General features: G+C 71.6%; 8 protein-coding genes. 6 read left to right on the forward strand and 2 right to left on the reverse strand.

What is annotated here, in order from left to right; translation table 11 throughout:
* Positions 1–250 precede the first annotated feature (250 nt).
* Complete coding sequence (locus tag ABZ857_RS20995) at positions 251–1,354, forward strand: glycoside hydrolase family 11 protein (RefSeq protein ID WP_357045270.1); 1,104 nt, start codon at positions 251–253, stop codon at positions 1,352–1,354.
* A 207-nt stretch (positions 1,355–1,561) separates the two neighbouring features.
* Here the strand turns inward: ABZ857_RS20995 and ABZ857_RS21000 are convergent, their stop codons facing one another.
* A complete protein-coding gene (locus tag ABZ857_RS21000) occupies positions 1,562–3,097 on the reverse strand; it encodes an aldehyde dehydrogenase family protein (protein WP_357045552.1) in 1,536 nt (511 codons plus the stop codon).
* Positions 3,098–3,484: 387 nt separating this feature from the next.
* Entirely contained in the window at positions 3,485–4,234 is a 750-nt protein-coding gene (locus ABZ857_RS21005) for a creatininase family protein (RefSeq protein WP_357045272.1), read from the reverse strand.
* 218 nt (positions 4,235–4,452) lie between these two features.
* On the opposite strand from ABZ857_RS21005, the gene ABZ857_RS21010 reads away from it, so the two are divergent.
* The 5 genes from ABZ857_RS21010 (at position 4,453) to ABZ857_RS21030 (ending at position 10,186) form a co-directional block, all read left to right on the forward strand.
* Positions 4,453–5,817 (forward strand): hypothetical protein, encoded by a 1,365-nt coding sequence (locus tag ABZ857_RS21010; protein ID WP_357045274.1) that lies wholly within the window; start codon positions 4,453–4,455, stop codon positions 5,815–5,817.
* 133 nt (positions 5,818–5,950) lie between these two features.
* Positions 5,951–7,267 (forward strand): extracellular solute-binding protein, encoded by a 1,317-nt coding sequence (locus ABZ857_RS21015; RefSeq protein ID WP_357045277.1) that lies wholly within the window; start codon positions 5,951–5,953, stop codon positions 7,265–7,267.
* On the forward strand, positions 7,264–8,196 hold the full coding sequence (locus ABZ857_RS21020) for a sugar ABC transporter permease (protein WP_357045279.1): 933 nt from the start codon (positions 7,264–7,266) through the stop codon (positions 8,194–8,196). Before ABZ857_RS21015 ends, ABZ857_RS21020 begins: the two co-directional genes overlap by 4 nt.
* Positions 8,193–9,041: a carbohydrate ABC transporter permease gene (locus ABZ857_RS21025; protein WP_357045281.1), complete on the forward strand. Its 849-nt coding sequence runs from the start codon at positions 8,193–8,195 to the stop codon at positions 9,039–9,041. The genes ABZ857_RS21020 and ABZ857_RS21025 overlap by 4 nt, the downstream gene beginning before the upstream one ends.
* A 5-nt stretch (positions 9,042–9,046) precedes the next feature.
* A complete protein-coding gene (locus ABZ857_RS21030) occupies positions 9,047–10,186 on the forward strand; it encodes a mandelate racemase/muconate lactonizing enzyme family protein (protein ID WP_357045283.1) in 1,140 nt (379 codons plus the stop codon).
* The last annotated feature ends 5 nt before the right edge of the window (positions 10,187–10,191 follow it).

Consider the following 10,191-nt stretch of genomic DNA (forward strand, 5'->3'; position numbering starts at 1 on the left):
CTGAGTGCTCAATCGCATAGGCGTCGCCATTCACCAGGGACGATGTCTTCCTTCTCGTGATGCGGGATCGAGAGAACCTTTTCGAAACGGTCGGGAATTCGTTGACGGCTCGGCGAGGCGAGCCGATACTTTCGCCACTGCGCCGATAGTTTCGCAGTAGCGACGCCGGCGCGCGGGGTGGCGCTCACGTCGGCCGCCCCAGCCCACGCTGCCTGGCCCCCCGCCAGCCTTCATGAGGAGGAAGCGCGCAATGAACGCCCCCGCTCACTGGAAAGGCCGCAGACGCGGCCGCGTCCGGCTGCTGGTCGGCCGGGCCTGCGCCGTGGTGCTGGCCGCGGCCGTGGCGATGCTGCCCGGTGTCGCCCACGCGGCCGTGACCACGAACCAGACGGGCACCAACAACGGCTACTTCTACTCGTTCTGGACCGACAGCCAGGGAACGGTCTCCATGGAGCTGGGGTCCGGCGGCAACTACAGCACCTCCTGGCGCAACACCGGCAACTTCGTCGCCGGCAAGGGCTGGAGCACCGGCGGGCGCAGGACCGTGACCTACTCGGGCAGCTTCAACCCGTCCGGCAACGCGTACCTGGCTCTCTACGGGTGGACGAGAAACCCGCTCGTGGAGTACTACGTCGTCGACAACTGGGGCACCTACCGGCCCACGGGGACCTACAAGGGGACCGTCACCACCGACGGCGGCACCTACGACATCTACCAGACGACCCGCTACAACGCGCCCTCCATCGAGGGCAACAAGACGTTCAACCAGTACTGGAGCGTCCGGCAGCAGAAGAGGACCGGCGGAAGCATCACCACCGGCAACCACTTCGACGCGTGGGCCCGCTACGGCATGAACCTGGGCAGCCACGACTACCAGATCCTCGCCACCGAGGGATACCAGAGCAGCGGAAACTCCAACATCACCATAGGCGGCTCTTCCCCCACCGGCAGCTCCAGCCCGCCCCCGAGCGGCGGCGGCGGCCAGATCAAGAGCGTCGCCTCCGGCCGCTGCCTGGACGTGCCGAACGCCGGCACGGCGGACGGCACCCAGGTGCAGCTGTGGGACTGCAACGGTCAGAGCAACCAGCAGTGGGCCTACACCTCCGCCCAGGAGTTGCGGGTCTACGGCAACAAGTGCCTGGACGCCGCGGGCACCGGCAACGGCGCCAAGGTCCAGATCTACAGCTGCTGGGGTGGCGACAACCAGAAGTGGCGCCTCAACTCCGACGGGACCATCGTCGGCGTGCAGTCGAACCTGTGCCTGGACGCCGTCGGCGCGGGCACGAGCAACGGCACCCAGATCCAGCTCTACTCCTGCTGGGGCGGCGACAATCAGAAATGGACCCGGAGCTGATCCCTGAGGGCCTCGGGCAGTCCCTGCCCTGTGCGGCGCCCTCCCGGGCGAGGACGGCACATCCTCGCGACGGGCGCACCCGCCGATCCTCCCCTTCCTGGTGACGGAGGGCTCCGGTGCGGTGGAATCCGCCGCACCGGAGCGTTCACCGCAAGGCCCGTCGCGTGCTGATCCCGGTGATCCCTTCTGCGATTCTCCGCGATGTGGTCAGCCGGCCCGGCGGCCGTCCACGAGGCGGGGGCCGGGCGCGCCGTCGCGCAGCTCGGCCGGCAGCGCGGCCTCCGGGACGTTCTGGAAGGCCACGGGCCGCAGGAAGCGTGCCACGGCGGCGGTTCCCACCGACGTCGTCGCCGGTGCGGTGGAGGCCGGGTAGGGGCCGCCGTGCTGCTGGGCGTCGCTCACCGTCACGCCGGTCGGCCAGTCGTTCCACAGCACGCGCCCGGCGTGCTCGGCGAGCAGCGGCACCAGCGCGAGCGCGAGCCGGTCGCCGTCCGATCCGGCCTGGACGGTGGCCGTGAGGTGCCCGCCCAGCGCGGCGACGACGTCGTACACCTCGGCCTCGTCCGTGTACTCCACCAGCAGAGTCGAGGGGCCGAAACACTCGGTGGCGAGAATCGAGGGCCTGGCCAGCGCGGCGGCGGCGGTCGTACGCAGCACCACGGGGACCACCTCGGCGTCACACGTCTCCTCGCCCCGAGGGTTCCCGCCGCGCGGCCTCTCGCCACGCGGTGCCCCGCCACCCGGGTCGTCACCACGCAGGTTTTCGCCACACAGGTTTTCGCCACCCGGGTTTTCGTCACACAGGTTTTCGCCACACAGCGCGACCTCGACCCCCGGCTCGGCCGCCAGCTCCGCGAGCGACCCGCGGAAGCGCCCGGCCGTCTCCGGCGTCAGCATCCGTCCCGCGGTGAGGGGCGGCAGGGCGGCGGCGAGCGCCGCGGCGTCGGGCACGAGCACGACCCCGGGCTTGGTGCAGAACTGCCCGGAGCCGAGGGTGAAGGAGGCGGCCAGCCCCCGCGCGATCTCGCCGGCCCGCTCCCGCCACGCGGCCGGCGTGACCACGACGGGATTGGTGCTGCCGAGCTCGCCGTAAAACGGGATCGGCGTCTCGCGCGCGCAGGCCAGGTCGAACAGGTGACGGCCGGCCCGCTGCGAGCCGGTGAACGCCACCGCGCGGATCCGCTCGTCCCGTACGGCGGCGACCCCCGCTTCCACGCCCTCGACGAGGGCGAACGCCCCCTCAGGCGCCCCGGCCGCCGTCAGGGCTCCGGCCACCGCTTCGGCCGTACGCCTCGACAGGCCGGGGTATCCGGGGTGCGCCTTCAGCACGACCGGGCAGCCGGCGGCCAGGGCGCTGACGGTGTCGCCCCCGGCCACGCCGAAGGCGAAGGGGAAGTTGCCGGCGGCGAACACCAGCACGGGTCCGAGCGGCACCGTCGTGCGGCGCAGGTCCGGGCGGGGTCCCATCGGCCAGTCCGGATCGGCGTGGTCGACGCGTACGTCGGCCAGTAGTCCCTCCCGCAGCCGCGCCGCCAGCAGACGGGCCTGGAAGGAGGTCCGCCGCAGTTCGCCGCTCAGCCGGGAGTCCGGCAGGTGCGTCTCGGCGCGCGCGAGCGGGACGAGTTCTCCGGCGTCGGCGTCGAGCGCGGCGGCGAGGGCGTCCAGCATCGCGGCCCGCTGCTCGGGCGTCGTCCGGGCGAGGGCCCGCGCGCTCGCCGCGCTCGCGGCGAGGACGGCGTCCAGGCCCTCGGGTGTGGTCCCGCGGCCCGTGCCGGGGCCGGCCGCGGTGGTGTCTTCGGGCGTGATCTCGGTGGTGATCTCGGTGCTGATCTCGGGGGACACGTGGCTCCGTTCGGAGTGACGGCTACTCGGGCTGCCTGCGGGGTCCGGACGCCGGCGCGAGACACCCGCCGGCGTACGTACGCCGCGTTCGGCCTGGCAGGGGCGATCGGCGGGCGGGCGATCGGCGGGCGCGGCTCGGCGGCGCGGCCGGCCCCGGTGGCGTGCGGGATGGACCTGCCGCCCCGGACGGGCGCGCGAAGGTCGTTCCAGGGGCTGAGCGGCCCGTGCCTGGGCGACTCGTGCCCGGGCGGCTCGTGCCCGGGCGGCTCGTGGTGAGAGGGCTCGTGGTCAGGCGGCTTGCGCGAAGCGGTCGAGGAACCCGGCGAACTCGGCGACGAGGTGGTCGAGCAGACGGCGTCCCGCTTCGGGGGTCGCCGGGGTGACGGGGTCGGTGGTGCCGTTCATCCGGGCGATCCAGCCGTGCTCGGCGACGAAGACGCCGTCCGCCGTCATCGGAAGCACGCCGCCGGCTCGCTCGGGTGCGGTGCCGTCCTCGGCGATCGGCACGCCCAGGCCGAGGAGCAGGGCCGCCTCGAAGGCCCCGGCGTGGCCAGGGACGTGGGAGATTCCCGCCTCGCCCGCCATGGTCGCGAGCCTGTCGCCGCCGAGCGACCAGTATGAGGCGGCGGCCACCGTGACGTCGTGGTCGAGCACGGCGTCCCTGGCGGCCTGGCGGACGAGGTCGTCGTTGCCGCCGTGGCCGTTGAAGACGACGATCCTGCGGAAGCCCGTACGCGCCGCGCTGTCGAGCAGGTCGCCCAGCACGACGAGCAGCGTCCGGCCCCGCAGCGAGAGCGTTCCGGCGAACGGCAGATGGTGATGCGAGGAGCCGTACGCGAGGACGGGCGCGACGAGGACGGCCGAGCGCGTCCTCGCCGCGGCCATGCCCGCGACGCACTCGCTCACGACGGCGTCGGTGCCCACCGGGAGGCGGGATCCGTGCTGTTCGGTCGCTCCGACCGGGATGACCAGGGTCGCCTCCGGCGACAGCGAGGCGAGTTCGGCGCTGGTGAGTTCGCTCAGGACGTGGGACCGCATGCTGGCTCCAATGCGCGTGAACGGCTTTCCGCCCGGCCGGGCATCGCCGCGGCGGGGTCGGGCACCCACATTACGAGCTATTTACGCACACCGTCGAGAGGGGAAGGCCTTCCGATCTCGCCGGGGTTCCGGACGCCCGGAGCCTCCGCGGGGCCCGCGACTCTGCCGGACGGGCCGCGAGACGGGTCGTTACGAACTATTTTGTTAGCGTGTCCGAAATGCAGCCCATCCCTCTGGAGACCCGGTCGCCGATGCGCACCCGGCTCGGCCTCGTGGTGCCCACGTCCAGCGAGAGCGTTTTCGAATCGGCCCTGGCCGGCCTGCAGGGCGTGGAGGCCCGGTGGGTGCGCTACGAGGACGAGGGGGAGATAGAGCTCGCGGTCCGCGAGGTCCTCCAGGACGTCGACGCGGTGTTCTTCGCCGGGCCGATGCCCCTGGACCGGTGCCGGGCGCTGCTGCCCGAGGAGATGCCGGTCGCCGCGGCCCGCCAGGGCCCGATCGACCTGGCGCTGGCCCTGCTGCGCGCCCGAGAGCGGGGGCTGGCTCTCGCCCCGGCGAGCGTGGACACCTTCGACGAGCACGTGGTGGAGGAGCTCGCCCGCGAGCTCGGCCTGCCGGTGATGGCGATGCGCGCGCTGCCGTACGCGCCGGGGCAGGACGTCGAGGACATCGTGCGGTTCCACCTGGAGACGCGGCGGCGCCACCAGACCCACTACGCGGTGACGGGGCGCAGCGGCGTCTACGCGCGGCTGCTGGAGAGCATGGACGTCCCGGTGCTCCGCTCGGTGCCGACGGTGGCCTCGATCCGGTCCGCGATGAACGAGGTGGTGCTGCGCGCGGTGTCGGCCCGGCACTCCAACCTCCGCTTCGCCGCCGCCGTGTACCGGCTGCTGGAGGACTCCGGTCTGTACGAGGCGGGCGTAGAGCGGGTCAACACCCTGCGCATGTTCTTCGACGCGCCGGAGTTCGGCGAGGCCTGGATCGAGCCGCGGGGGGACCAGTCCGTGCTGGTCTTCGCGCACAAGGGCCTGCTCGAGCAGATCACGGCCTCCTGGACCGCGGTGCCGCTGCTGGAGGACGCGCGGTCCCGGCTCGGCGTGCGCATGGCGGTCGGCTTCGGGGTGGGGGAGTCGGTCAGGGACTCGGTGCGGCACGCGGAGATGGCGGTGCGCCGGGCCATGGCCGAGGGCGGCGACGCCGGTTATCTCATGACCGAGGACGGCCTGGTCATCGGCCCGATCGGGGTCGCGACCGACCCGCTGCGCTACACCTACAAGGCCGACGACCGCACCGACGACCGCGGGCTGCGCGAGCTGGCCGGGCGGGTCGGCCTCGGCGTGTCCACGCTGTCGCGCCTCGCCGACCTGGAGCGGCGCCTGGACGGCGCGGGCGCCAGCGCGGAGGAGATCGGGCAGGCGCTGCGGGTCAGCGTACCGAGCGGCCGGCGGATCATCCGCGTCCTGCGGGAGAACGGCCTCGCCCTTCCGGTCGGGCTCTCCCAGCCCGCCAAGCGGGGCCGGCCCAAGAGCCTGTACCGGCTGGACATCAACAGCCGGCTGAAGGGCGCCGGCCGGTCGGCCTGACCGAAGCCCGCATTTCGGACTCTTGACGCGCCCCACGGGGGCCTGCACACTAGGGCAACTAAACGAACTATTTCCGAACATAGTCGTAAATCCTTGCCCCTCCCCGGAGCCCCAGGGGAGAAAGGAGCAGACCGTGGAGCCGATACAGCGTCGCAACCTCCTCAGGGCAGGTGCCCTCCTGCTCACCGCGGGCGTGCTCAGCGCCTGCGGTGTCTTCGGAGGCACGACCGGCGGGACGGCGTCATCCGGTTCGTCCTCGGGCTCCGGCCCGGTCTCCCTGGAGTTCTGGACCATCAACCTCAAAGAGGGCTACACGCCGTACATCGAGGGCGCGATCCGCACCTACGAGCAGCAGCACAGCGGCGTGAAGATCAAGTGGGTGGACATCCCCGACTTCGAGCAGACCCAGAGCAAGCTGCTGGCCGCCATCAGCGGCGGCGCCACTCCGGACGTGGTCAACATGACCCCGTTCATCCTGCCGAAGTTCGCGTCGACCAACACGATCTACTCGATCGACGAGCTGGCCCCCGACGTCCAGTCGATCGGGGCCGAGTACACCCCCGGCCTGTGGGACGCCGGCGTCATCGGCGGCAAGGCGTACGCCATCCCCTTCTACGGCAGCGTCTCCGCGCTCATCTACAACGCGGAGCTGTTCCGGAAGGCCGGGCTCGACCCGGACAAACCCCCGGCGAACTGGGACGAGGTCTTCGCCGCCGCCCGGAAGATCCATGAGAAGACCGGCGCCTCCGGGTTCGTGCAGACGCTGGACGACTTCGACGACGCGGGTAACCCGTCCGACATCCTCGCGGGTCAGGCCGGCGTGCCGCTACTGTCCCCGGACGGGAAGAAGGCGGCCTTCGCCACCCCCGAGGCGGTCGCCCACCTGGAGCAGTACGCCACGGGAGTCAAGGAGGGCTGGATCGACCGCACCTCCGTGAACGGCGCGGTCATGGACGGGGCCAAGGTCCTCGCCCAGGGCAAGACGGCCATGGTCTTCCTCGGGCCGTGGATCCTGCGCTGGCTGAAGGACAACACCGACGAGGCGACCTTCAAGCAGTTCAGGGTCGCCGAGCACCCGAAGGGCGCGGGAGGCGCGGCCAACGGATTCCTCCAGCAGTTCGCGATCCCCAAGGCCGGCAAGAACCCCAAGCAGGCGCTCGACTTCGCCCGCTACTTCAGCTCCACCGTGCTCGAACTGGCCAAGCAGGCCCCGGTGATCCCCGGGCTCGCCTCCGTCGGCAAGGACCCCTACTTCCAGTCGTCCCCCGAGACCAAGGTGCTGGTCGACCAGGAGGTGAAGTTCTACTGGCCCAAGCATCCCGCCGTCGCCGAGCTGTTCGCCTCCCTCCGTACGCGCTTCCAGGCCGCGCTGCTGGGCCAGAAGACGCCGAAGGCGGCGCTCGACGAGGCGGCCGGAGACTGGGACCGCATCCTTTCGGGGACCCAGTGAGCGAATCGGCACTCCCGACCGGCCGGATCCGCGCGGCCGGCGGCCGCCGGGCGGCGCGCTCCTGGCGCCGGGTCAGGGACTCACGCTGGGGATGGCTCCTGGCCGTCCCCGCCGTGGGGCTGATCGGCGGTTTCGTCCTCTATCCCGCGCTCAACACGCTCGTCTTCAGCTTCACCGACTTCAACGGGCTGACCCCCGCCTCCTGGGTCGGCGCGGGGAACTACACCGCGCTCGCCTCGGACGCCGTCTTCAGGCAGACCCTGCTCAACTCGCTCGTCATCACCGTGGTGGTGACCGTCCTGCTCGTCTGCCTGCCGCTCCCGGTGGCGTACTGGATCCACCGGGGCATCCCGTTCCGGCGGTTCTTCCGCACCGTGCTCTACCTGCCCGTGGTGGTGCCGATCATCGTCTCGTCCGTGGCGTGGAAGTGGCTGCTGGACGACAACGGGCTGGTCAACTACGTCCTGGTGACCCTGGGCGTCGTGGGCCGTCCCGTCTCCTGGCTCTCCGACCCGGCCTGGGCCATCTGGTCGGTGGTGGGGGTCATCGTGTGGCGGGCGTTCGGGATCTACCTGCTGATCTACCTGGCCGGGCTGTCGACCATGCCGGGCGACCTGTTCGAGGCGGCCTCCCTCGACGGGGCCGGGCACGCGCGGACCTTCGCGAGCATCGTGGTGCCGCAGCTACGCGGCTCGATCGTGCTGAGCTCCGTCATCGCGTTCGTCGCCGCGATGCGCACCTTCGACGAGATCTACGTCATGACCGGGGGCGGTCCCGTGAACGCCAGCAAGAACACCGCCTATCACATCTGGGAGTCGGCCTTCTCGTTCTTCAAGTTCGGGTACGGCAGCGCGATGGCGGTCGTGCTGCTGGTGGTCGTCCTCGGGCTGGTGCTCCTCGGGCTGCGGCTCGCGAGGAGGGCGTCGTGAGCGCGGGAACCAAGGGGGCGTTCGGCCCGGCCGGCCGTGTCGTGATCGTCGCCGTGCTGGGCGTCGCCTCGCTCGTCGCGGCCGGGCCGCTGCTGTGGCTCGTGTCCACCTCGTTCAAGAGCCGCGGCGACGTCTTCACGGTGCCGCCGGAGATCGTCCCGGCCCATCCGACGCTGGACAACTACGCGTACGTGTGGGGCCAGGCCGATGTGCAGCGCTACTTCGCCAACAGCCTCCTGGTGTCGCTGGGGACGGTCCTGCTGAACGTGTCGGCCGCGGCGCTGCTCGGGTTCGCCCTCGGCAGGTTCGACTTCAGGGGGCGGGGCCTGCTGTTCCTGCTCGGTCTCAGCACCATGGTCATCCCCTTCCCGGCCATCATGCTGCCGCTGTTCATCGCCGTGAAGGAGATGGGCCTCACCGACAACCTGCTCGGGATCATCATCCCGACCAGCGCGATGACCCTCTGGCTGTCGGTCTACATCCTCCGCGAGGCGTTCCGTGGACTGCCGGACGAGCTGGAGGAGGCCGCCGTCATCGACGGCTGCTCGCCGCCGCGGCTGCTCCTGCGGGTGATGCTGCCGCTGGTGAAGGCGCCGCTGGCCACGTCGGCGATCCTCGTCTTCACCCTCACGTGGAGCGAGTTCCTGTGGCCCCTGGTGATCATGCGGGACCACGCGAAGTTCACCATCTCGGTCGGCCTGCAGTACTTCATGTCGACCCTGACCTCGAACTGGCACCACATCGCGGCCATCGCGGTCATCGCGTCGCTGCCGGTGGTGGTCATCTTCCTCGTGCTCCAGCGCTTCTTCTTCTCCGACGTCCTGGCCGGATCGACCAAGGGATGAACCGCATGAAAGTGACACGGCTGGAGGCCGTGCCCGTCTCGGTGCCGCTGCGCGAGCCGTTCACCTCCGCGCTGGGCGTCCAGGCGACCTCCGACTACGGGATCGTCATCGCCGAGGCCGACGACGGCACGATCGGTCTCGGCGAGATCTCCCTCATCTGGCACGGCAACGGCGCCGCGCTCTGCGACCTCGTCGAACGGCTGCTGGCCCCGGCGGTCGCCGGCGCCGATCCGTTCGAGCTGACCCGGTTCGAGGCCGCGGCGGCGGAACTGCTCGCCTTCGGCAGGCACACGCTGGCCGCCGTCGCCGCGGTCGAGACCGCGCTGCTCGACCTGGCCGGGAAGGCCGCCGGGCAGCCGGTCTACAACCTGCTGGGCGGCCGGGCGCGCGACCGCGTGCCGCTGTCCATGTCGCTGCCCATCGCGCCGGTGGAAGAGGTCCTGGACCGGGCCCGCCGGCTGGTGGGGGAGGGCTTCGGCACGCTCAAGGCCAAGGGCGGCGGCGACCACGACAGGCTCGTCGAGGTCGTCGCCGCCCTGCGGGCCGAGTTCGGGCCCCGGCTCGGCATCCGGGTGGACCTCAACATGGCCTGCCCTCTGGCCAAGGACGCGCTGCGGCTCATCCGCAGGCTGGAGCCGTACGACGTGATGTCGGTCGAGCAGCCGCTGCCGGCCGACGACGTGGACGGCATGGCGGAGCTGTGCGCCCTTTCACCCGTGCCGGTGATGGCCGACGAGAGCGTGTGGTCGCCGGGGGACGCCTGGCGGGTGCTGCGCGCGCGTGCCGCCGACATCGTGAACGTGTACGTGCCCGAGTCCGGCGGACCGGTCCGGGCCCGGCGGATCGCGGACCTCTGCGCGACCGCCGGGACCGGGGTGGCCATCGGGAGCATGCCGGAACTGGGCATCGGCACGGCCGCCGCCGCGCACGTGGCCTTCAGCTCGCCCCGGCTCGACCAGCCGAGCGACGTGGCCGGGCACCTCTACCACGCCGACGACGTGGTCCGCACCGGCCTGGTCGTCGAGGACGGGTTCCTGCTGCCGCCGACCGGTCCCGGGCTGGGGGTCGAGCTCGACCGCGACAAGCTCGACGCCTACCGGATCGACCCCGGCGCGATGGTCCGTCCCTCACTCCGTGTGTCCTGACAAGC

The sequence above is a fragment of the Microbispora sp. NPDC046933 genome (assembly GCF_040644635.1).
GTDB lineage: Bacteria > Actinomycetota > Actinomycetes > Streptosporangiales > Streptosporangiaceae > Microbispora.

What these genes read in the sequence shown, in the direction of transcription:
- ABZ857_RS20995 (WP_357045270.1), top strand. Translation starts at nt 251, where the DNA reads ATGAACGCCCCCGCTCACTGGAAAGGCCGCAGACGCGGCCGCGTCCGG.
- ABZ857_RS21005 (WP_357045272.1), bottom strand. Translation starts at nt 4,234, where the DNA reads ATGCGGTCCCACGTCCTGAGCGAACTCACCAGCGCCGAACTCGCCTCG.
- ABZ857_RS21010 (WP_357045274.1), top strand. Translation starts at nt 4,453, where the DNA reads ATGCAGCCCATCCCTCTGGAGACCCGGTCGCCGATGCGCACCCGGCTC.
- ABZ857_RS21030 (WP_357045283.1), top strand. Translation starts at nt 9,047, where the DNA reads ATGAAAGTGACACGGCTGGAGGCCGTGCCCGTCTCGGTGCCGCTGCGC.